The sequence below is a fragment of the Leptolyngbya sp. Cla-17 genome (assembly GCF_016807185.1).
GTDB lineage: Bacteria > Cyanobacteriota > Cyanobacteriia > Leptolyngbyales > Leptolyngbyaceae > ULC077BIN1.
The window spans coordinates 2,507,031-2,529,067 of record NZ_JAEVYN010000002.1 but is presented as its reverse complement, the minus strand read 5'-3'; the positions used below and the strand labels follow the sequence as shown (position 1 = coordinate 2,529,067).

At 47.9% G+C, this 22,037-nt stretch carries 16 protein-coding genes and 2 pseudogenes; 9 read left to right on the top strand and 9 right to left on the bottom strand.

Going from position 1 to position 22,037, the window contains the following annotated elements; genetic code table 11:
* Nucleotides 1–23: 23 nt before the first annotated feature.
* The 3 genes from JOY44_RS22425 to JOY44_RS22415 all read right to left on the bottom strand — a co-directional run bounded on the left by JOY44_RS22425 (nt 24) and on the right by JOY44_RS22415 (nt 6,324).
* Nucleotides 24–2,246, bottom strand: a complete 2,223-nt coding sequence (locus JOY44_RS22425; RefSeq protein ID WP_197985681.1) for a sensor histidine kinase — start codon at nt 2,244–2,246, stop codon at nt 24–26.
* 196 nt (nt 2,247–2,442) lie between these two features.
* Nucleotides 2,443–5,967, bottom strand: coding sequence for a PAS domain-containing protein (locus tag JOY44_RS22420; protein WP_171575668.1), 3,525 nt, complete (start codon nt 5,965–5,967; stop codon nt 2,443–2,445).
* 63 nt (nt 5,968–6,030) lie between these two features.
* Nucleotides 6,031–6,324 (bottom strand): hypothetical protein, encoded by a 294-nt coding sequence (locus tag JOY44_RS22415; protein ID WP_171575667.1) that lies wholly within the window; start codon nt 6,322–6,324, stop codon nt 6,031–6,033.
* An 805-nt stretch (nt 6,325–7,129) separates the two neighbouring features.
* Between JOY44_RS22415 and JOY44_RS22410 the strand changes: the two genes are divergently transcribed.
* The 3 genes from JOY44_RS22410 to JOY44_RS22400 all read left to right on the top strand — a co-directional run bounded on the left by JOY44_RS22410 (nt 7,130) and on the right by JOY44_RS22400 (nt 13,272).
* Entirely contained in the window at nt 7,130–10,783 is a 3,654-nt protein-coding gene (locus JOY44_RS22410) for a PAS domain S-box protein (protein WP_171575666.1), read from the top strand.
* 32 nt (nt 10,784–10,815) lie between these two features.
* Nucleotides 10,816–12,201: a sensor histidine kinase gene (locus tag JOY44_RS22405; protein WP_197985680.1), complete on the top strand. Its 1,386-nt coding sequence runs from the start codon at nt 10,816–10,818 to the stop codon at nt 12,199–12,201.
* A 441-nt stretch (nt 12,202–12,642) separates the two neighbouring features.
* Nucleotides 12,643–13,272: a GNAT family N-acetyltransferase gene (locus JOY44_RS22400; RefSeq protein WP_171575665.1), complete on the top strand. Its 630-nt coding sequence runs from the start codon at nt 12,643–12,645 to the stop codon at nt 13,270–13,272.
* Nucleotides 13,273–13,473: 201 nt separating this feature from the next.
* Here the strand turns inward: JOY44_RS22400 and JOY44_RS22395 are convergent, their stop codons facing one another.
* The 3 genes from JOY44_RS22395 to JOY44_RS22385 form a co-directional block, all read right to left on the bottom strand.
* A complete protein-coding gene (locus tag JOY44_RS22395; protein ID WP_171575664.1) occupies nt 13,474–14,442 on the bottom strand; it encodes an endonuclease/exonuclease/phosphatase family protein in 969 nt (322 codons plus the stop codon).
* A 312-nt stretch (nt 14,443–14,754) separates the two neighbouring features.
* Nucleotides 14,755–14,922 carry a photosystem II assembly protein Psb34 gene (gene psb34, locus JOY44_RS22390; protein ID WP_171575663.1) on the bottom strand — a complete coding sequence of 56 codons (168 nt, stop codon included), beginning with the start codon at nt 14,920–14,922 and terminating at the stop codon, nt 14,755–14,757.
* A 312-nt stretch (nt 14,923–15,234) separates the two neighbouring features.
* Entirely contained in the window at nt 15,235–16,032 is a 798-nt protein-coding gene (locus tag JOY44_RS22385; RefSeq protein ID WP_171575662.1) for a hypothetical protein, read from the bottom strand.
* A 166-nt stretch (nt 16,033–16,198) separates the two neighbouring features.
* Here JOY44_RS22385 and JOY44_RS22380 point away from each other — a divergent pair, with 166 nt between their 5' ends.
* The 5 genes and pseudogenes from JOY44_RS22380 to JOY44_RS22355 all read left to right on the top strand — a co-directional run bounded on the left by JOY44_RS22380 (nt 16,199) and on the right by JOY44_RS22355 (nt 19,078).
* Nucleotides 16,199–16,615, top strand: a complete 417-nt coding sequence (locus tag JOY44_RS22380; RefSeq protein WP_171571820.1) for a helix-turn-helix domain-containing protein — start codon at nt 16,199–16,201, stop codon at nt 16,613–16,615.
* Nucleotides 16,616–16,756: 141 nt separating this feature from the next.
* Nucleotides 16,757–17,318: pseudogene (locus JOY44_RS32960) on the top strand (IS1 family transposase); the annotation flags it as partial.
* A gap of 78 nt (nt 17,319–17,396) precedes the next feature.
* Nucleotides 17,397–18,461, top strand: a complete 1,065-nt coding sequence (locus JOY44_RS22365) for an IS4 family transposase (protein ID WP_171573521.1) — start codon at nt 17,397–17,399, stop codon at nt 18,459–18,461.
* Nucleotides 18,462–18,472: 11 nt separating this feature from the next.
* Nucleotides 18,473–18,658, top strand: a pseudogene (locus JOY44_RS22360) (IS1 family transposase); the annotation flags it as partial.
* Entirely contained in the window at nt 18,659–19,078 is a 420-nt protein-coding gene (locus tag JOY44_RS22355; RefSeq protein WP_171576203.1) for a group II intron maturase-specific domain-containing protein, read from the top strand.
* 187 nt (nt 19,079–19,265) lie between these two features.
* Here JOY44_RS22355 and JOY44_RS22350 read toward each other — a convergent pair whose 3' ends face one another.
* From JOY44_RS22350 to JOY44_RS22340, 3 genes are read right to left on the bottom strand one after another with little or no spacing between them, the layout of a single operon-like run.
* Nucleotides 19,266–20,207, bottom strand: coding sequence for a DMT family transporter (locus tag JOY44_RS22350; protein ID WP_171575661.1), 942 nt, complete (start codon nt 20,205–20,207; stop codon nt 19,266–19,268).
* The gene (locus JOY44_RS22345; protein WP_171575660.1) at nt 20,204–20,902 is read right to left on the bottom strand and encodes a pyridoxamine 5'-phosphate oxidase family protein; all 699 of its coding nucleotides are present in this window, start codon (nt 20,900–20,902) and stop codon (nt 20,204–20,206) included. The genes JOY44_RS22350 and JOY44_RS22345 overlap by 4 nt, the downstream gene beginning before the upstream one ends.
* Nucleotides 20,899–21,393 carry a GNAT family N-acetyltransferase gene (locus JOY44_RS22340; RefSeq protein WP_171575659.1) on the bottom strand — a complete coding sequence of 165 codons (495 nt, stop codon included), beginning with the start codon at nt 21,391–21,393 and terminating at the stop codon, nt 20,899–20,901. Before JOY44_RS22340 ends, JOY44_RS22345 begins: the two co-directional genes overlap by 4 nt.
* A 131-nt stretch (nt 21,394–21,524) precedes the next feature.
* Between JOY44_RS22340 and JOY44_RS22335 the strand changes: the two genes are divergently transcribed.
* Nucleotides 21,525–22,019, top strand: coding sequence for a hypothetical protein (locus tag JOY44_RS22335; RefSeq protein ID WP_203032089.1), 495 nt, complete (start codon nt 21,525–21,527; stop codon nt 22,017–22,019).
* Nucleotides 22,020–22,037 lie beyond the last annotated feature (18 nt).

Sequence of the window (22,037 nt, the reverse complement as noted above, 5' to 3'; positions counted from 1 at the left end):
ATTGTATCGCTATAAGCTTCAACTCATGAATTTTCAGCTGTGCCGACCAACATCTTTTCGTTCCTGCAACTCAGTCTTACAGGAATCTGAATCACAAATTCAGTCCCCTTGCCAAGGGTAGAGCAACAGCTGAAGTTGCCGCCATGTTTCTCGGTGATGATTTGATAGCTAATGGACATGCCCATACCCGTGCCCTTCCCAATGGGCTTGGTGGTAAAAAATGGATCAAAAATGTGTTGATGGGTCTCCTCTGACATTCCAGGACCATTGTCAGCGATCGCAATTTCTACCCACTCGGCATCAATCACTGCGGTACGAATTGTAATCTGATTAGGATTAGCTTCTATCGCTTGATAGGTGCGGTTGATATTACTTTCTTCTAAAGCATCAAGCGCATTGACTAAGATATTCATGAACACCTGGTTCATCTGCCCAGGGTGGCACTCCACCAGCGGCAGGTCGCCATAAGCCCGAATCAGCGTGGTCGGTGGACAATTCACTTTGGCTTTCAAGCGATGCTGCAAAATCAGGAGCGTGCTTTCAATGCCTTCGTGAATATCCACCTCTTTCACCTGCGCTTCATCCAGCCGTGAGAAGTTCCGCAACGACGTGACAATCCCTCGAATGCGCTCCGTTCCAACTTGCATCGATGTCAGTAGCTTCAGGACATCTTCATTCAGAAACTCCAAATCAATCTCGTCCATCTTGTCTCGAATGGCTGGAGTAGAGTCTGGAAATTCAGTTTGATAGAGTTGCAGCAGTTCCAGGAGATTTTGAGTGTATTCATTGATGTGAGTCACGTTGCCATGAATGAAGTTCACAGGGTTATTAATTTCATGCGCGACTCCAGCCACCAACTGTCCTAAACTCGACATTTTTTCGGCTTGAATCATCTGAGTTTGAGTGCGTTGCAGTTCTTGCAGCGTCTCCTTCAGATCCGCTGTTCGTTCTTCCACCCGATGCTCTAGCTGCTCGTTGGTTTGTTCTAATTGGGTAAATGAGCCGCGTAGCTGCTGCGTCATTCGATTAAATGAACGAGCTAGCACATTTAGCTCTCGCACATTTGAGAGTTCGACGTTTTGATCGAGTGCCCCATCCGCCATCGCCTCAGAGGATTGGCTTAAACGTCTAAGGGGCTGAGCAATTAATTGTGCCGTGTAGATCCCTAAAATGGTTGCAACCACCAGTGCCGCTAGACAAAGCAACATAGTCGTGCGCGTGTTGGCGTCAATTTCTGCTGTGAAGTCGGACTCCGGCACCACCACAACACTGAACCAGTCAATGCCCTGCTCGTCTCGAATGGGTGAAATCTGCACAAACTGGCGATCGCCATCTACCACAACATCAAGCTGTTGGCTCTGATTGATGCGGCTGAAATCACCAAAGCGCTCAAGCACAGCTGTGGCTGTGGCACGAATGACAAGATTTTCAATGGCTGTCGCTGGAATTTGCTCTAATTCCTCGTCCTGAATCTTGTAAGGTTGCTCAATCAGCGAGCTAGCAATTAACTGTCCAGAGCGATCCACAATAAACGTTTGTCCAGTCAGTCCGACCTTGACGCTTTTCAAAAACTCGTGAATCCGTGAAAGGCGAAAATTACTATTTTGCACACCCAAAAGGTTGCCGATTTCGCCGTAAATCGGTTGCGACAGAGAAATTGTCACTTTTCCTGAAGCCCCGACAAAGATTTTGCTCCAGCTTGGCTCACCCGCTTGTAATGCCGCCTTGTACCAGGGTCGAGTCCGTGGGTCAAACTTTTTAGTTTCCAGCAATTCAGCTCGGTTCCCCTGGTCATCCAGGCGGTAAGTCTGGCGATTGGGTAGACTGGTGACAACACGAGCCTCGATCGAGCCATTCTCTACCCTTTCAACCGTCACGCTAGTTCCCTGAGGCGTGGCGGTTTGGAGAAAGCCCACGGTGTTTTGGTTCACCAACCGCCAGGAGAAATGCTCTAAGGCTTTAATATCTTTGATGTCAATTTGTCCTTCCGAAATTCCAGCCGCAATTGTTTGATTAGTGAGGTAGGGCTTTTCTAGATAAAAGAGAATCTGCTGATTAATCCGATCGCTGGTTTCACTGCGGAGTTGAGAGACCACAGTGTTGATCGATTTTTGACTATTACGAATACCCAGATAACCCGTCAAGCCCACCGCTACAAAAATTTGCATTACGAACGGCACAACCAGAATCAGGCGCAGTGGCATCTGCCCAGTCACCGACCATCGGCTTACAGTTTTTAATAACATGGTTAGAAGGGTTACTCACAGGTTACTTAGCGGGTTAACTTAAAATTTCCTACGATCAATTAATAATCTCAACAATTGCCCCTGACTATGCTAGGTCAGTCAGTCTGAATCTGGACAATCCTTGCAATGTGGAAAGTTTGAGCAGGCTTCCTTGAGAAGAGCATCTCAATTTGTCCTATCGAAGTAGCTAGAGGGCTTATGGATGGAGTTTATTGGCTGCACCACTGCCATACCTAAACTCCAGCCTAAAGGTTGTTTGTCCATCGCCACTGCAAACGTGAATCTGACCACCCAAACGTTCGGTGAGTTTTTTTACCAGGGCTAACCCCAGCCCAGTGCCGCCATGCTTCCAGGGATCACTGCTAGGAATACGGTAGAATTTGTCGAAGATGCGATCGCATTCTGCGGCTGGAATTTCGACCCCCGTATTGCTGACGAAAATCTCCAGGATTCCTGAAGCCGATTGAGCAGACACGGTAATTGTTTCTCCAGCAGGGGTGTATTTGCAGGCATTGTGCAGGAGTTCGGTTAAAATGCGTTCCAGATAAGGCAAATCGGTGCTGAAGTCTGGCAGATGATCAGGAATGTGAATAGCTAAGTGCTGCTGTTGTTGGCGAGTGCGTTCGCTAAAAGCTTCTGCCAGGTGAGGAATGTAGTACTGAAGCGCAATGGTGGTGAGGGTGAGAGGCTCCGTCCCAGCGTCAAGTCGGGCCATATCAAGCAAATCATTGATTAAAGTAATCTCGCGGTTTGCTTCTTCTCGCAGGATGTTGAAATAGCAATGGATCGGGTTGGCTTTATCTTCCAATACACCGAGCGGCTCCAAACTAATTTCTAGCATTTGGATTGCCATTTTAATGCTGGACATGGGAGAACGCAATTCATGGGAGGCGGTGCTGAGGAAGTCATCTTTCAGTTGGTTAAACCGTTCCAGCTCTTGTACCTGTGTCTGAGCCGCTTGATACAAACGTGACTGCCGCAGGGAGATCGCGCATTGGGTTGCCACTTGCTTCACTAGGCGCACCTCCTGGTCATGAAACACACTACCGGGTGGTTTGAACAACCACAAATCCCCTAAGCTGCCCTGATCATCTACAATAGGCACTGCCAGCGTAGTCTGCCGCTGTTGATCAAGACGGAGTGGATCAGGAGTGATGTCGGTGAAATGACAGGTTTGCCCACTGAGCAATTGGGGATAGACCTCGACATGGGGCGCGGTCGCGATCTCAAACGTATAGCCTTGAGCGGGAGTGAGGGTGTTGGTATATTCATAGGCGATCGTAGACGTAGTTTGTTCAGCGTTATAGATACCTGTATCGCAAGCAGCAACTGGCAATCCGTGAGCCAGCGCCTCCACGGCAGCTTGCAAAATTTGTCCTTCATCCAGGCTATCGCGCACTCGATCCGTAATGCGTTTGAGCAGCGCCTCAAAGTCTAAAGCCTGTTGGAGTTGTGCTGTGCGCTCCTGCACCTGCAATTCCAGACTAGTGTTCCAGGTTTGTACCTGCTGATACAATTCTGCTTGCTGAATGGCGATCGCAAGCTGCATTGCCAGTTGTCGTTGCAGTTCAATTTCCGATGCCTCCCAGTGCCGGGGAGATCGGCAATGTTGAGCAATTAAAAATCCCCACAGGTGATCGCCCTGCAGAATGGGAACTACCAGTTTCGCCCGTGTCTGTATGCGCTCTAACAGTGCCAAATGGCAAGGCTCTAGATTATCAGCGTAAATATCATCGCTTACCCTAATTCGACCTCTCTTATAGGCTTCTCCCTGAGTATTCACAAAATAGGTGTCAGTGATTTCCATGCCCAGGATAGATTGCCATCCCGCTGCTACCGACTCCGCAATAACGCTACCGCTCCAATCAGAATTAAACTGATAGATAAACACCCGATCGGTTTGCAGGAACTGCCGCACCTCAGTTACGGTGGTTTCGAGGATGTGGCTTAAATCAAGCGTTTGCCGAATATTTTGGGTGACCACCATCAGCAACCGTTGACGCATTGCCTGCTGATGCAGAACTGCCTGGGTTTGCTTCTGAACCGTGATATCGGTTGCCACGCCCAAGAGTTGTTTGGGCAACCCGTCCGCGGTTCGACTAAAAATCCGATCGCGGCTAAGAAACCAGCGGTAGTCCCCTGTTTTGTGGCGTATCCGGTATTCCGTTTCCACAAATTCGTCATTCTGAGCCATCAAAAGACGTTGATGATTTGCCATTAGATGGGGCAGGTCGTCTGGATGGGTCAGCCCCGGCAGGAGATCGCTATCCATCAGCCGGATCTCGTCTACGGAATAGCCCAAAACTACTGCAATCTGTTGATTGCAGTAGATATTGCGTTGCTCAATCAGGTCATACACATACAGAATTGCCAGGGTAGAGTCGGCTATCTGTTCGGTAAACTGCTGCTGCTCCCGCAATGCCGCTTCGGCAGCTTTACGCTCCGTCACATCCCTGGAGATACAAAGCAGTGACTCGATCGTGTTTTGATCGGATAACTCTGGAGCGATCGCCATTTCATAGGAACGAATTCCCTCAAGCGTCGGCGCTTTAAACTCGATGAGTTGCTTTTGACCCGTTGTGATCAGAGAGCAAGCGGCGGCTTCCCAGGTTCTGACCATAGCCTCATCCATACCAAATTCGCGGCAGGTTTTGCCCAACAAGGCATCTGTGGCAATGCCAGTAATTTTGGTGAGGGCTGGGCTGATGTAGAGATGTCGCAGTTGTGGATCAAACTGTTCAATAATATCGGGAGAATTTTCCACCAGGGTTTGGTATTGTTTTTGCGACCGCTCCAGTGCAGCTTCAGCAGCTTTGCGATCGTCAATAATCATCCAACACCCTACGATTTCAAGCGGCTCTCCCTCAAGGTTTCGGATCAGCCTCAGATCATCTTGCACCCAACAATAGTGTCCATCGCGATACTGAAAGCGGTATTCATGGCTATGGTGTCCTTGCTCAAATAGAGCAGGCAGTCCAGCGAAGAGCTTCGGCGCATCGTCGGGATGCAGACGCTTAGCCCAAAAGTCTGACCCTCCCAAAAAATCAGCCGGGGTATAGCCAAACATCCTGGTCACGTTCTCGCTGATGTAGGTACAGGCAAAACTTCCCCCTGCTTCGCAAGAGTAAATCACGCCAGGGCTGGCAGCAAGGAGAAATTGCATCCGTTCTTGCAATGCTTGATTTTCGAGTTCTGCCTGTTTAAGTGTGGTCAGATCCTGCACATTGATCACCACACCGGAAATCGTGCCATCCAGTTCTATATAAGGCGCATAGGTGGCTTTGGCATAGCGCCGCTGACCATCACCATAGTCCTTCCATAACTCCACGGTCTGCTCAGTTGCTCCTGCAAGGCAGTTATCCAGTAAAGGCTTGCAGATATTCTCAAAAAAGTCTTGACCAAGTAAATCGCCGAATGAATGCCCCACGATTTCATCGTAGGCTTTCTGATGCCAGGTTAAATAGGTCTGGTTGACGACTTGGTAAATATAGTTGCGATCCATTAAGGCCACGCAATCAGGGGTGGCGGAAACAATTCGCTCGTAGCTATACAGCATCGCTGCAAGTTGCTGCCGCTCTGGCTCAGAAGCGGCACATACTGCAAACCTTTCACCTTTCTCACCCTCATATTTAGCTGCGTCAGAGTAGTTAGCTGGACTGAGTTTGCCTTGACATCTTTTAGTTAAGGCAAACGAATCTTGAATCGCTCTGGAGAGAGACATAATGCACCGTAAGCCCTGATGTAACAATTAAGGAGACTGATACTAACGAGTTTGAATTTGCAATCACTGTGGAACAGCTAAAGGTCTCCGTAAGCCAGTCCACACGATATATCGCTGTTTCGAGACGCTAATGAGGGTTGGAACACCTTGTCCAAGCAGCTCACATCCGTAGCGATAAGCCTCTAACCGATCGCTTACAACAAACTGTTTTGCTAGCCGATACAGCTCCTTGCCATAGGTCACTCCATCTTGCATAGACTGATCCATGTAGAACTTGAACAAAGTAATTTGTTGTTCTGGGATCATGCGAGGAGCAGATTCGAGAGTGGTAGTAGATGGAATGGTAAGGACTGACATCTGCGTTTTCCTAGCTATAGTTGGAACAAGCAATCAGAGGAATTTGCAACATAAGCAACCCATAGCGAACTGATACAGTTACTGCTCTAAATCGCTTTGCCCTGATGAAACTTATTCAAAAGGGTGAAATTGAGCCTGGAAGCTAGCTCAGGCTTTTGATACGTAGTCAACCTATCTCTAGGTATAGAATGGCAACATTTCTACACGAATTCAAGTAATCTTTGATACATTTCTTTAAATATCATATTGATTTTATATTGACTACCTGATCAGCTTTTTTGTGACGTACCGAAAAAACTGAATTTTGACTCGTCGCGTAAACGAGTGCTTTGAGGGAAACATTTCTTATCCTTCCCTTAAGGGTTATTAAACTTGACAATAATTTTAAGATATGTTTCCTTCGCTGTTTTTTGGGAACTCTTTGTATAGCAAGCGCTAGCAGCAGGATATTCGTCCCAGGATTGGCTTGAGTAAAGGTTCCCATTTTTAAGCTGATGTGCGGGAGCAGCCATGAATAAGCGATTCCAAGCAGACGCTTTCAAGCAGAGGCTCGATTGCCTTTAACAGGTGAAGCGTTTGAAAAAGTCGTATGTGCACCATGGTACGAGCCAACTAAGACTGGAGAAGCCTAGTGGATAGTCCTTTTGTCGGTAGTAGGGCAGTCGGGGATAACAATTTGCCCATCGTTCTTAAATCGTTAACGAAGGGAGCAAGTGTCCTTGTTACGTTGATCGGTTGTGTTGTTATCCTCGGTTGGCTCTTCAATATCTCAGGATTGAAGAGCATTCTGCCCATATGGGTGACGATGAAAGCTAATACTGCGATCGGCTTCATCCTCAGTGGTTGTGCCCTGCGGCAACTTTCTCAACCCACCCGACGTTCCACTCGTTATGCCAAAAGCTTAGCTGCGATTGTTGTCGGTCTTGGCTTACTGACTCTCATTCAATATGGCTTTGGGGTAAACCTGGGCATTGACCAGCTTTTGTTTAGGGAGTTAGCGACTGCTGTAGCGACCTCTACTCCTGGGCGGATGTCCGTTAACACAGCCCTGAACTTTTTGTTGTTGGGGTCTGCTTTGCTCTTATTAAGCAAACCTCGATCGTTTCAACCAGGCATTCAAGCATTCACAGTTGTTGCCTTTTTTATTGCCCTGCTGGGCTTGCTTGGCTACATCTACAACATTCAAGAGTTTTATGGTTTTGGTTCGTATACCAAAATGGCAGTCCACACTGCGATCGCGTTCATCATTCTCAGCACGGGCATCCTCTGTCTGCATCCAGACCAAGGAATCATGGGCATCATTACCAGTCAGAACGCGGGTGGTGTGATGGCAAGGCGACTGCTCCTGCCTGTGCTTGTCATCCCACCCATTTTGAGTGGGATGATTCTCGCTGGATATAGAACCAAACTCTATGGTGGTGAAGTTGGTTTAGCGCTCTCTGCCATCTTCAGCATCTTCGTGTTTGCTGTCGTCATTTGGCTCAATGCGAGAATCTTAGGCAAAATAGACATTCGCCGACAACGGGCGGAAGAACAGCGTCAGAGTGAAGCGCGCTTTCGCTCTTTGACCATTGCAACCTCTCAGATTGTTTGGACAACCAGTGCCGATGGACAGGTTTTAGAAGATTCTCCCAGTTGGAGAGCCTTTACGGGACAAACTTCTGAAGCGTACAAAGAATTTGGTTGGTTAGATGCGGTCCATCCGGATGACCGAGATCAGTCTGCTCAGAAATGGACACAAGCTGTTGCAACAAAAAGCCTGTACGAAACTGAATACCGCCTTCGATCAGCGGCAGGGGACTACCGCTACTTCTGGGTACGCGGAGTTCCCGTTCTAGCAAACGATGGCAGTATCCATGAATGGATCGGCACCTGCACCGATATTACGAATCGCAAAGATGCCGAACTCGCGCTACGTCAAAGTGAAGAGCGTCTACAAGCCATTCTCGATAATTCGCCTGCGGTCATCTATATGAAAGATACTGAGGGACGATTCTTGACCGCCAACCGACAATTTGAATCCCTGTTTCGCCTAAGTAAAACTGAGATTGTGGGTAAGCGGAATTGCGACTTGTTTGATCAAGAGCTAGCGGAAGCCTTTGATGCAAACGACCAGAAGGTGTTGGCAGCCGGAACGGCGATGCAATGGGAAGAACTAGCACCTCATGATGATGGGCTACATACCTATCTATCGCTGAAATTTCCCCTCTTGGATCTAGAGGGGATTCCCTATGCGACGTGTGGATTTTCCACTGATATTACCGATCGCAAACGCGCCGAAGTAGCCTTACAAGACCAAACTAACCTGCTGCAACTCATCCTTCATTCAATGAGCGACGGTATTGTGGTTGCCAATGAGCAAGGACAGTTTCTGATCTTCAACCCAGCCGCCGAGCAAATGTTTGGTGGCGGTGTAACAGACACTGAGGCGAATGAATGGTCGCAGCACTATGGCTTATTCCTGCCCGATCAAGTCACCCCCTTCCCAACGGATGAACTGCCTCTAGTACGGGCAATTCAAGGTGAGAGTACCAAAGATGGCGAACTCTTTGTTCGTCATGCTCAAGCACCCGATGGGCGCTGGATACTAGCCGATGCTAAACCCTTAAGAGATGAATCCGGTCAATTAAAAGGAGCTGTTGTGGTTTGCCGCGATGTTACTGATCGCAGACAGGCAGAGAATGCTCTTAAGCAAAGTGAAGAACGATACCGTTCTCTAATCACCGCAACGTCCCAGATTGTCTGGAAGGCGAATCTAGAAGGAAGTATTGCATCTAATCCCGCTTGGAGAGCTTTTACTGGACAGACTGAAGCTGAGTTTGCTGATTTCGGCTGGTTAGATGCCCTTCATCCAGATGACCGTGAACAAACGATTCAGGTTTGGGCACAGGCTGTGCAGACGAAAAGTTTGTATGAAACCGAATATCGAATCCGGGCATCGAATGGAAACTACCGTTATTTTGTTGTTCGGGGCGTTCCAGTGCTTAATGAAGATGGCAGCATCCGAGAATGGGTGGGTACTTGCACCGATATTCACGATCGCAAACAAGCGGAGATGGCGCTTACTCAAGCTAAAGAAGCGGCAGAAGCAGCGAATCGAGCCAAGAGTGAATTTCTTGCCAACATGAGCCACGAGTTGCGAACTCCGCTCAACGGGGTGATTGGATATGCCCAAATTCTTCAGCGTGCCAACACCCTGAATGAAGAAGATCGATCGCGGATTGAAGTGATTCATCAGTGCGGATCACATTTGCTGACCTTAATTAACGACATTCTGGATTTGTCAAAAATCGAAGCGCAGAAAGTGGCATTGATGCCCACTGATTTTCATCTGCCAGCCTTTCTGCAAGGCGTGGCTGAAATGTGCCGCATTCGCGCCGAACTCAAGGGGATTCAATTCCAATATCAATCGGCTGCTGAACTGCCGATCGGCATTCGGGCGGATGAAAAACGCCTGCGACAAGTTTTGATTAACCTGTTAAGCAACGCCATCAAGTTCACCGATGCAGGCAGTGTCACCTTCACCATCAGCTTTGCAGATGAGGGGAAAATTCGCTTTGAAGTGCGCGATACAGGCATTGGCATCCGACAAGACAAACTCCAGGCGATCTTTCAGCCGTTTGAGCAGGTGAGTGATGCTCAACGTCAGTCGGAGGGAACAGGTTTGGGACTAGCAATCAGCCAAGAGCTTGTGGAACTGATGGGCAGCACGATTCAGGTTCAAAGCGAGGTTGGGACTGGCAGTATTTTCTGGTTTGATGTCAACTTAATTGAGGCGGCAGAGTGGGTAAAAACTGCTCAAGCCAATGTGCATGGACAAATTATTGGCATTAAGGGCTGCCGACCTAAGATTTTAGTGGTCGATGACCGATGGGAAAATCGCTCTGTGGTTTCCAAGTTGCTCAGTCCGATCGGCTTTGATATTGTTGAAGCGGTCAGTGGGCAGGAGGGCTGGCACAAAGCGGTAGAGGTTCAGCCAGACCTGATGATTACTGATTTGGTGATGCCCGATGTGGATGGCTTTGAGCTGATCAAGCGTATGCGAGAGTCAGAAACTTTCAAAGACCTGATCATCGTTGTTTCCTCTGCCAGCGTGTTTGAGGCAGATCAGTACCGCAGCATTGAAGCAGGCGGCAATGATTTTCTGCCCAAACCTGTATTGGCAGCGGAGTTACTCCAGAAATTGCAAAAGCATCTGCAACTGGAATGGATCTACGAAGAGCAGCAGCTCGCGATCGATTCAGATGTAAACGATACGGAACTAATTGCCCCACCCCCAGCCGAATTAGAAATGCTGTATAAATTAGCGATGAAAGGCAACTTCAAGGGAATTATGAAACAGATCGCACTGCTTGAGCAGACAGATCAAAAATATAGTCCCTTTGCCAAAAAGCTGCATCAACTGGCAAAAGGATTTCAAGACGAAGAGATTCTCGCTTTCATTCGTTCCTATCAGTAAGTCCCGTTCACTAGACCTGCAAGTATAAAACTATGAATTTAACTATTAATCAAACTGCCGCTGCTTCTATTCAAGTAAAAACTATGAATCTAGCTAGTGATCACAATGCAATCGTTCTCATCGTTGATGATAACCCAGCAAACTTAGGGGTCCTCTCAGACACACTTGACCAAGTAGGATTAGAAGTCTGGGTAGCAAAATCAGGAAGAATTGCTCTGGAACGGGTTAAATATGCCCGACCCAATTTGATCCTGCTGGATGTGATGATGCCAGAAATTGATGGATTTGAAACCTGCCGCCAACTCAAGGCAAATCCAGAAACCAAAGATATTCCAGTTATCTTCATGACTGCGCTTTCAGATACCGCAAACAAAGTCCAAGGATTTCAACTTGGAGCCGTAGACTACATCACAAAACCATTTCAACAAGAGGAAGTATTAGCTCGCATCAAGCTGCACTTAAAAATTTCTGACCTAGCTGAGAACCTGGAACAGAAAAATGCTCTGCTAGAGCAGAAAGTTACGGAAGTGGGTCAAGCTTACTCTGAATTGCAACAAATGCAAATCCAACTAGTTCAGTGTGAAAAAATGTCTGGTTTAGGACAGATGGCGGCTGGGATTGCTCATGAAATCAACAACCCGGTGAATTTTATTTATGGCAACCTGACCCATGCCAAAGACTATATCGAGAATATTATGGGACTTCTCAATCTTTATGAAGCTGAGTATCCAAATCCAACCCCTCGGATTCAGGCAGAACAGGACGCGATCGAGCTAGATTTCATCCGAGATGATCTACTAAAGCTTTTCAGTTCGATTACCATTGGGGCACAACGCATTCATGAAATTGTCAATTCGATGCGCATCTTCTCCCGTATAGATGAAAATGGTGCCAAAGCTGTGGATATCCATGAGGGCATTGACAGTACGCTGACGATTTTGCAGCATCGATTGAAGGCTAGACCGGAACACGCTGCGATCGAAATTATTAAAAAATACGGTCAACTTCCACCCATTGAATGTTACGCAGGACAACTCAACCAGGTGTTCATGAATATCCTGTCCAATGCTATTGATGCTTTGGAGGAATACAATCAGCAGCGATCGTTTGAAGATAGCGTCAAACAACCCAGCAGAATTCAAATAAGCACTGAGGTTGTCGGCGATAAATGGATTACTGTCCGCATTGCTGACAATGGAATGGGAATCAGTGAAAATGTGAAAAATAGGCTGTTTGATCCTTTTTTTACCACTAAACCTGTGGGTCAAGGAACTGGATTGGGACTGTCGATTAGCTACGAGATTGTAGTAGAAAAGCATGGTGGAAAACTCCACTGCCACTCAGCACCGACACAGGGTACAGAATTTGTTATTGAAATTCCAATTCAACAACCGATGGATCTTGATCTTGCGGCTTAATTTATCTCAATTCCAATTACTCTAGGTTACTAAAAGTTAAGGACGTAGGTCTAATCAATAGACCTATTTTGAACATTGAGAATTGCGACATTTATAGGCGAATAGCAACGATTCGTGTAAGGAAGGGCCATACGCGCTGGAGAAGTATTAATACTTACCAAAATTGCTAATCGGTCAGGCAACTCATTAATTTTATTAATAGGCTTGTAGAGCTTGAATAGTTGCGAAACGAGCAATGAGTCATCCACAGAATCGACATCGTAGGTGGGTCAACAGGCCAGGATTACGCTTGTAGCATGGGATTTTCTGTACTACTTAAGTCCAGTTTAGTCCAATCAGGCTGTAGTAGGCTGCTGAAGTGATTTGCATCAGCGTCTGGATTGGGAACGGGGGGTGCTGTAGAGACCCTTACCAGGTTCAGCAGCAGGAGTTCCAACTACTATGCCAGTAGAACATCTCAGTCCAGCCTATCGAATTCATACTGGACGACTGGTTATCCGCTGTTGGAATCCAGCAGATGCACCGTTGTTATCAACCGCGATCGCCCAAAGTTTAGAGCATCTTAAAGTCTGGCTACCGTGGGCGCGGGAGGAACCCAAAGATTTGCAGCAGCGAGTGGCCTGGCTCAGGCAATCTCGTGGCGAGTTCGACTTAGGACAGAACTTTAACTATGGCATCTTTAATCTTGACGAAACGCAAGTGCTGGGAGCGATCGGGCTGCATACTGACAGCTACGACGATGCGCTAGAGATTGGGTACTGGGTTGATGCCCATCACATCAATCACGGGTTAGCAACTGAGGCGGCAGCGGCTTTGACTAAAGTTGCCTTTGAGGTGAACCAGGTGACACGAGTAGAAATTCACTGCGCTCCAACCAACCTCGCAAGCGCAGCGGTTCCACGCAAATTGGGCTTTACTCATGAAGCAACCTTGCGGCAGCGCGAAGAAGATCATGAGGGATGCAAACGAGACTCGATGGTTTGGTCGCTGTTTGCCGAAGATTACCCAACGAGTAAAGCGGCAGCAGCCATGGTTAAGGCATTTGACGCGATGGGGCAAAAAATTCTTTAATTCCTTCGGGTCACTTCCCCACAGCAAGCTGCGTCCGGAGAATACAGCGTCCGAAGGGTGCTGTTGAGCGGAATCGATTTGCGAAGCGTGCGAGTGGAGCGAAGTGATACACCGTCCGCTTGCTTTGTGGGAGAAGGGATTTAAAGGGAAAAGATTTGTCACTCAATGGAAGGAGGTACATTTGTATCCTTTCCAACCATCCTATAACGTCAGATCACTCCACAGCATTCGATGATCCGAATTGGCAGCTTTACTGGTTGTGCAACTCACAACCTGGATATCTGAACTGACAAAAATATGGTCGATCGACAATTTAACCAGAGCCGTTACCCATCGTGGATAACGCACATGTGTCGCCGCTTCAATCCAAGAAGGTTCTATGCCAAACCCTAAGCGAGTATTGTGAAGTTTGGTACGACGGACGAACCGATTGTAATAGGGCGACCAGGGGGTCAGGTTGAGATCGCCTAGAAAAATGAGCGATTTCTGGGACTGTTGCTGAAGATCGGTTGTGATTTCGGCTAAAAGCGTATTGCGTCGGTGAAATAGATTTGGCTTCACTGGAACGATCGGGTGGGCGGCAACCACCTTCACCACTTTTTGATTGATTTGTAGTGAGGTTGATAAAATCGTGCCCCCATTCAATTGTTTGCTTTCAGGCGAGATGAGATTGAATCGGCTCAAAATAGTCAACCCGCCACCCGATGTGCGATAAACCGAGGGAAGGACATTGCCCAATCGTTGGGATAGCTCTGCCGTTGCTTCGGGGCTGGTTTCCATCAAGACAGCGATATCTGGATTAACCGATCGCACGGCGGTGGCGATCGCATCCCACTGGTCATTGGCAACATTGATATTAAACGCCAACACCCGCACTAAATCTCCTGCAGCTGGCTGAGGGTGAGGCAAATACCAGGGAATGATCCAAGTTCCGTTAAAAACGACCAATGCCAGAGAAATTAAGAGCGCTAGCCTAACCCGTTGTTGATGAAGGTGAGCTAAGAAAAAGGCGATCGCCAGCCCACCCGACAGGAGAAGGTAATAGACGCGAAAATGGCTCAGTAACTCTAGCGGATAACTCCACCAAAACGGAATGCCGAGCGACAAGACGCTAGTGAGAATGAGCAGTCCATACAGCGGAATTTTGATGAATGACTTGATGGCTTTCATACTGATGATTAAACCTCTTGTCGCGTACCGCGATCAATGACTGCGATTCGCTGCTATTGAGCGCAGTTGATGGAGATTGAAACTAAGCCAGAGAGTAAATTTGAGCAATGTAGTATAGCTGTCTTTAGTATTCAAATTAAAAAACCAGCACCTTAAATCTATAAAATTTCACGGATTTAAGGTGCGATCGCGCAATGGGCACGAGAGGCCTTGCCTCTTAGGACTCTCCAAGATTTTCCAACGAGCATAGCGACAAACAATGAAACACCCAGGTGTAACGCCTGGGTGTTTCCAAAGAAAACTCTAAGTGGTTTAGCTAACTGCAATTGCGGTGAGGACAGTCAGCGTTACAAACAAAGCAGCAAAAGCAGCTTGAAGAACATATTGCTGCTGCTGCTCTATGGAAGGATACTCAGCGGGATAGATAGCAGGCTCAACAGCGTAGTTGTTCATGAGTCCAGTTTCATCAACGGTGTACATCCTGCGCTTTCCTCATTTGTGCTTGTAACTTTATGTAAATAAATATAACGAAAACGTTACAAACAGTCAACACATTCTAGATTTTTGCTACGCGGCTTTGGGGAGTGCCCTAAAGGTAAGGCCGGATATGCATGGTTGAAACTTCCTGCCAGCATCGATTTCATTGATTTACTGCTGCTAAGCCTATCCGGTTATCAACCCGAATGAGATCCTAGGAGGAATGGATTTGGGCTGACGGAATTTTCTGGGATTTGGACTGACATCCTCTATCTATCTAAGTTTGAGTAGAGGGGTGGGTCTTCTCCCTGAAGCTTAGGTTAAGCGTATCGCTACAGTGTATGAAGGGCGTTGGGATTTTTCACGTTGGGTTTTGACCAGGCGAAAGTCCTGGTCAATGTAAAGGTTATCCAGTCGGGGGCTAGCTTTGGAGATTTGTTGGTATTGCTTAGCGGTGACCCGATTGAACCCTTGAGCGGGAATGGAAACTTGCTGTTGAGCTTCAATATCCTTTTGATAATTGGACACGGCTTGATTAAACCAAATTTGAGCGGCTTCACTATTGAAGGTGCGGGAGCCGAAGCGCAGAACCTGTTGGATGCAGACATTTTGAATGTGCCAGTATGCTTGACCCGTTTGCTGAGGTGTTGATGGGTGATCAGGTTCAGCAGGGGCTTGAACTTGGACGGCATAGCTCTGCATGATCATTAAATCGTAACTGAGTAACCAGCGAGAGAGCCAGCTAAGGATCGGGGCTTTTTGTCCAGGTTTGTAACGGGCTAAATTGGCATAATAGCCATTGTCATCAAAGATTTGATAGGATTCATGGCGCACTCGTCCCGGTATGATGTCTTGAAACGGGTTTGTAGACCAAGCGGGAAACCAGATCCCTTTCAATAGTGGGATCTGTTGCTTTAAATCTGGGGTAGGATTACGTTTTTCGAGTTCGTTGAAGAGTGGCATTAGAGTCTCGTTCGCAAAGCGGACTTTTTTCGCCATCAGATCTGCATCTCGCCCCTCTACGTGTTTCAGTAGGCTGGATTTTAAGGTAGTGGTCTCAGCCTCTTCTAAGGCAGCGGGATCAAATGGCGTGGCTAACAAAATAGAACCCATAGCAGTCTAGTCTCCAAACAACGAGTCTTACCTACCCTGATTTACAAGCTAGTGTTCGTAGCAGATTCAAGCATCTCACCTTACGCACAAAGATCAAGCGACTCACTCGCAAAACCATTCGCTTCTCTAAGTCCACTTACAGCGGATTGCAGTCAGATAGAGGACAATGAAGGATTACAACGTTGGGTCAAAAATGAAGCCGTATTCCATAGACTTTCGAGAGAAGATTGTAAGTGCTATGGAGAAGGGTGATAGCTCGATCCGAAAAGTTGCTGCCCGCTTTGCTGTCAGCAAGAGTTGCGTCGAGAGATGGATGATTCAGAAGCGCACAGAAGGTCACGTCGTTCCCCATAAGCAGGGTGGTTCGGTGAGTCCTGTGATGGAGCACAAAGACCAGTTAGTGGCGATCTTCGAGAACCAGCGCGATGCGACCTTAGCGGAATATTGTGAGCTACTCTTTGATGAGACTGGGCTATGGGTTAGCCAAAGTACTATGTGCCGAACCTTTCAGAGACTCAATTTACCGCGCAAAAAAAAACGCTCCGCTCCAGCCAAGCCACCAGCGAACGAGTCCAACTCCTGAGACAGGAGTACTGGGCACAGGTGACGAGTATAGAACTCAAAGATTTAGTGTTTCTCGATGAGATGGGTGTTCTACTGGGTAGTGGACTAGACCTGTAGAAACAGGTAACAATCAAAAGGGTAGTTGTCTGGAGACTTGAATATGGTGCTTGAACCGATTCTTTGCCCAACCTGCGGAAGTAACGATGTCGTCAAGCATGGTCAATCAGGTGAAGGCAAGCAACGCTACAAATGTCGCAATTCCCAATGTTCTCGCTCTACTTTTATTCGCGACTATCGGTATCGTGGATACCTCCCAGAAGTGAAACGGCAAATTGCAGATATGGCAGTCAACGGGAGTGGGATTCGAGATACCGCCCGTGTTCTCAAGATTAGCCGCACAACGGTGATTGAAACGCTAAAAAAAAGACCGTCACCTCAAAGCAATCAATGAAGCTCGTTTGGCAGAACTTGAACCGACTCAAACGATAGTGAAACTGTGCCAGTGGGAAGATCTGGAGGCTGAAGCTGACGAAATGTGGAGTTACGTCGGTTCAAAGAAACAGCAACGGTGGTTGTGGCACGCCATTGACCATCAGACGGGTGAAGTGTTGGCGTATGTGTTGTCTCATCATCAAGACAGTGCTTTCTTGGCACTCAAAGCGTTGTTAGAACCCTTTGGGATTATGCAGTTCTACACCGATGCTTGGGGTGCTTATGAAAGACCTCAGTACGGGACAAAAAGCTTGAAAGGATGAGCAGGGTAGGGTTTCATCAGAATTACCACACTCTGGAGAAACCCTATGAGCCAATATAGCGAATTAAAGCGAGTCCTCCAAGAACAATTGAACTGGCACGGAGCGAGGATTTCATTTCTGGCATTGTTCTTGTTAGCCTTGCTGAAAGTCAAGACAGTGAACTTGAGCGAACTGTGTGTAGGCTTTGGTGGTAGGGCATTGCCCGAATCGAGCTACAAGCGATTGCAGCGATTTTTCCGAGGGTTTGCGCTCGACGAAGCTCAACTGGCTAGCGTCGTGGTGAGTTGGATGCAGATTCCGGAGGACTGGGTGTTGAGCCTGGATCGCACCACCTGGAAATTTGGCACTCAGTGGTACAACATTTTGACTTTGGGCATAGTTCATGAAGGAGTTGCCTTCCCGGTACTGTGGTGGCTGTTGGACAAGCGGGGGAATTCCAACAGTGACGAGCGGATGCGGTTAATGGAGACCTTTGCCAAACGGTTCCCCACCGCTAGAGTGAACTACTTGTGTGCCGACCGCGAGTTCATTGGGCAAGCCTGGGTGCGCTATCTTCTACTCGAACCTACCCTCGCCTTTCGCTTACGGATTCGCAGCAGTGACCAGATTGAGCATGATGGCAGGGTGCTGGCGGCGCGAGTCGTCTTTGCCCATCTGCAACCCGGTCAATCCCAACAACTCACAGGCACCTGCCGAGTCTGGGGCTACCCAGTTGCCGTTGAAGCGCTACGACTTGATGATGGGGAGTTACTCGTGGTGATTGCTCCCCTCAAGGCGCAAGATTTGGTCAAAGACTATGCCTTGCGCTGGGGAATTGAAACGCTGTTTGGTATTTTCAAAACTCGCGGGTTCTGTCTGGAATCGACGCACTTTACCGATGATGAACGGTTGAGTAAATTGTTTGCCTTGTTGACTTTAGCTTTATGTTGGGCGATGCGAACCGGGTTATGGTTGCATCAATGGCAGCCCATTAAGATTAAAAAACACGGTCGTCGCGCCAAAAGTCTGTTTCGCTTAGGGTTCGATTATTTGCGCCATTTGGTACTCAATCCATCCTTGTCCAATGAGTCCGACTTTGTGCAATCCCTACAACTTTTGTCCTGTACTTAGATGAAAGACACCTCGATCCAAGTCTACACAGGGTGGGTAAACGCCATACTCAGAAGATTGAGCGCAAGCATCTGACCTTACGCACCCGAATTAAACGGTTGGCTCGCAAAACCATTTGCTTTTCCAAATCCATCTGGTTGCATGATGTCGTCATTGGATTGTTCATCAACCGCTATGAGTTTGGCTTAAATGTTTAGATTTATTCCACAGGTCTAGTCCATTACCGGAGAAAATTCCCCAGCTTTGATTTTCTGGGGTTCACCCATTACTGGGGCAAGAGTCGCAACGGAAAAGCCCGATTAAAGCGCAAGACTTCAAAGAAACGATTTCGCCGTGCGTTAGTCACCCTCAATCAATGGTTGCAGCAAAAACGCAATGCTCATAAGCTGCCTCAGCTATGGCAAGCAATCGGGCAAAAGCTGCGCGGACACTTCAACTACTTTGGGGTCACCGACAACGGTCATGCGCTCTACCACTTTGAAGACGCAGTTCACAAGCTGGTCTTCAAATGGCTGAATCGACGGAGTCAACGACGTAGCTTTCGCTGGGAGAGCTTTCTACGCTATCTAGCGTGGCATCCTCTCCCCAGACCTGGTCGCTTAGTGTCGCTTTATTAGAGCAGGTGAATGGCTCAATGAAGAGGCTTGTGCGGGAAAACCGCAGGCAGGCTTCTGTGAGGGGGAGGTTTCCAACGATGCAAGGCTAAATCGTGTGACACTCTCGTATTCCGAAAGGGGAGAGCAACGGGGAATACAAAGCAAGCCTAAACATTGGAGGAACCCTCTCTACTCGACCCGCCCTTGACTAAACTTTTCCGCGCCTTTTGGTGGTATTCGAGATCGGTGCCTTTCTGCCTAGAACCACCACAATCACCACAATCAGTGCTGTCCCAATGGTTAATGGTGTGATTGGTTCATGCAACAGTAATGCTGAAGCAAAGAGCGTTAAAAAGGGTTGCAAGAGTTGAACTTGACTAACTCGTGCGACTCCCCCGATCGCCAGTCCGTGATACCAGGCAAAAAAGCCGAGAAACATACTGAATACACTGACATAGCCAAAGCCTAACCAAGATTGGAAGGAAGCGTGCAGTCCATGATGAACGATGGTAATCGCGACGGGTACAGCCAGAAAAGGAGCGGATAGGACTAACGCCCAACAAATCACCTGCCAACTGCCCAACTCTCGCGATAACCGTCCGCCTTCGGCATACCCAACTGCGGCAGATGCCACTGCACCCAGCAGAGCCAGATCCGCTATCTGGAGGTGTCCGCCTCCCGTAAACAGAGCAAAGGCAACGACGATCGCGCTACCCAGGCTACTGCACAACCAAAAGGTGCGAGAAGGACGATCGCCCGTTCGTAATGCTCCTGCCAATGCAGTTGCTAAGGGCAAAATTCCCAGAATGATTGCCCCGTGAACGGCTGGGAGCGATCGCATCGCCCAGGCAGAAAGCAGCGGAAACCCAACAATCACGCCAGCAGCAATGACCATCAGACCAGGAATCTGGCGCTGGGAGGGTCGTGGTTGCCGAGTCACCTTTAACAGCACCGCCGCCAGCATGGCTGCTACGATCGCGCGCCCCAACCCCACGATCGTTGGATCTAGCTCAAGTACCGCAACGCGAGTCGCGGGTAGGGTCAGACTGAACGTGAGAACGCCTAGAAATCCGTAGATTAAACCGATCGTTTCCGAGTGAAATCCTTGCGACGAATCGCAGAGTAATGAATTTTTGAATCTTGCTCTCATGCCGTAGCCTCTGCAAGACCCTGGCTGTACTGCTGCACCGAGGTCGGCAATTGCATATCTGGCGGCAACTGAGGATCGGGAACAGGGACCAAAGGAGTCAGGCGCAAAGGTAGCTCTCCTGCCCAAATCGGCAACTCATAATCGGCTGCATCATCTTTAGGCGGACCCGTTCTCACTTTGGCAGAGGCTTCGTTGAGCGGAAGCGTGAGGACTAGGGTTGCGGCAAGCTCCTGAGGAGTGGGCGGACGCACCTCTACCCAGCGACCCGGAATCACATGCTCTGTAAAAGCTTTCAATGCCTCCAATTTTTCGGTTGCATCTTCGACGATCTCTGCCTTGCCGAAGATCACCACAGAGCGGTAATTCATCGAGTGATGAAATGCCGATCGCGCCAGCACTAATCCATCCAGCAACGTCACTGTCACGCACACTTCAACACTTTCCCTCAGCGTCCGCAGCATTCGACTGGCAGGAGAACCATGAATGTAGAGGCGATCGCCGACTCTGCCGTAAGCAGTGGGAATCACGAAAGGTTGAGCCTCGACGACAAATCCCACATGACACACTAAACCCGCATCTAGAATTTGATGGATCAGCGTGCGATCATAGTCACCGCGTTGAGGCAAGCGTTTGATTTGAGTACGTTGCGTGGTTGCTAACGAGTCTGACTGTATGACTAAATCTGATGAATTCATGGTGCTAGTTGTAGTTGTAAATCAAGTCGCATCAAGTTGCCGTCTACAAATCCCAAACGAGAATAAACAGGCTTACCAGATGGGGAGGCATTGAGAACCGCATGGGTACAACCGATCGCTTTGAGGTAGGCGATCGTCTGTTGTGTTAATTGAGTGGCAATCCCTCGACCTCGATAGGCAGGCTCTACATAAACACCCCAGATGTAGCCATCGCAGCGTTCAGTGGCTTGCATAATATTGGGATAGAGTCCCGCAAATCGCTGGCATCCGGCAGAGCCAACCACCTCTCCCTCTACTTCCGCCACAAATGCCTGGTAGTTTAGACTCTGACGAGCCTGGTCGATAAATTTTAGAGTAAGCTCTAACCAATCGATCGCAATGGCTGACTCTGCAATCTGATTGTCCAACCACATTTGATAAAAATGACGAGCGATCAGACCATCCTCTTCAGGCGTTGCTGCTCTAGTTTGAATGAGTGGTTGCGTCAACATGATGACGTGGCTTGAATTTTGCTATCCTGAGCCTAGCCAATGGATTGGACTCTTACAATAGCCAATTTCATGCTTTAATACCAGTCCACTAGTAGTTAAATGCTATGGAGAACTGAGTACGTATGAGTAGAATGTCAGATTTTGAAATTAGAGCAAATAATATAATGACAGCTATCGAAATAGCTGAGCATAGAGTATCAAATTATGGATATTCTGATGATCCACCAGAAGAGACGGTTTCGAGGGTTATTGGAATGTTCATAACATGGTTAACAGCTTGTGAGGAGGCTAGACAACAAGTTGTGAATGGAAATGCATCATTTACCAGGAATGTTATAGAAGCACTTCCAGTCGATGATGATCCAAATTGGGATACTTGTATCATGCCGCCGTCAAATTCAACTTTGAAAGAAAGGGCTCAAGCATTGTGGGGAATCAGGGTTGCATTTACTCACGGAGATGGCGATATAACTTTAATTAAAAATACTCAAAACAGGCAATTTGCTATTAATTCTCAAAGCCAACTTATGGGTGTAAGTATTCAAAATAATAAAATCTACTTGCGTGAGACTGTATGTCACATTGCAATACGCACAATGGTTCAAATACGTGATGTCTTATTGTAATGTCCTGACTAATTTTGC

Coding starts and splice junctions, on each gene's coding strand:
- JOY44_RS22350 (WP_171575661.1), bottom strand. CDS start 20,207: ATGAGAGCAAGATTCAAAAATTCATTACTCTGCGATTCGTCGCAAGGA.
- JOY44_RS22385 (WP_171575662.1), bottom strand. CDS start 16,032: ATGGGTTCTATTTTGTTAGCCACGCCATTTGATCCCGCTGCCTTAGAA.
- JOY44_RS22420 (WP_171575668.1), bottom strand. CDS start 5,967: ATGTCTCTCTCCAGAGCGATTCAAGATTCGTTTGCCTTAACTAAAAGA.
- JOY44_RS22400 (WP_171575665.1), top strand. CDS start 12,643: ATGCCAGTAGAACATCTCAGTCCAGCCTATCGAATTCATACTGGACGA.
- JOY44_RS22335 (WP_203032089.1), top strand. CDS start 21,525: ATGTCAGATTTTGAAATTAGAGCAAATAATATAATGACAGCTATCGAA.
- JOY44_RS22425 (WP_197985681.1), bottom strand. CDS start 2,246: ATGTTATTAAAAACTGTAAGCCGATGGTCGGTGACTGGGCAGATGCCA.
- psb34 (WP_171575663.1), bottom strand. CDS start 14,922: ATGTACACCGTTGATGAAACTGGACTCATGAACAACTACGCTGTTGAG.
- JOY44_RS22405 (WP_197985680.1), top strand. CDS start 10,816: ATGAATTTAACTATTAATCAAACTGCCGCTGCTTCTATTCAAGTAAAA.
- JOY44_RS22345 (WP_171575660.1), bottom strand. CDS start 20,902: ATGAATTCATCAGATTTAGTCATACAGTCAGACTCGTTAGCAACCACG.
- JOY44_RS22395 (WP_171575664.1), bottom strand. CDS start 14,442: ATGAAAGCCATCAAGTCATTCATCAAAATTCCGCTGTATGGACTGCTC.
- JOY44_RS22380 (WP_171571820.1), top strand. CDS start 16,199: ATGAAGGATTACAACGTTGGGTCAAAAATGAAGCCGTATTCCATAGAC.
- JOY44_RS22410 (WP_171575666.1), top strand. CDS start 7,130: ATGAAAGCTAATACTGCGATCGGCTTCATCCTCAGTGGTTGTGCCCTG.
- JOY44_RS22340 (WP_171575659.1), bottom strand. CDS start 21,393: ATGTTGACGCAACCACTCATTCAAACTAGAGCAGCAACGCCTGAAGAG.
- JOY44_RS22415 (WP_171575667.1), bottom strand. CDS start 6,324: ATGTCAGTCCTTACCATTCCATCTACTACCACTCTCGAATCTGCTCCT.
- JOY44_RS22365 (WP_171573521.1), top strand. CDS start 17,397: ATGAGCCAATATAGCGAATTAAAGCGAGTCCTCCAAGAACAATTGAAC.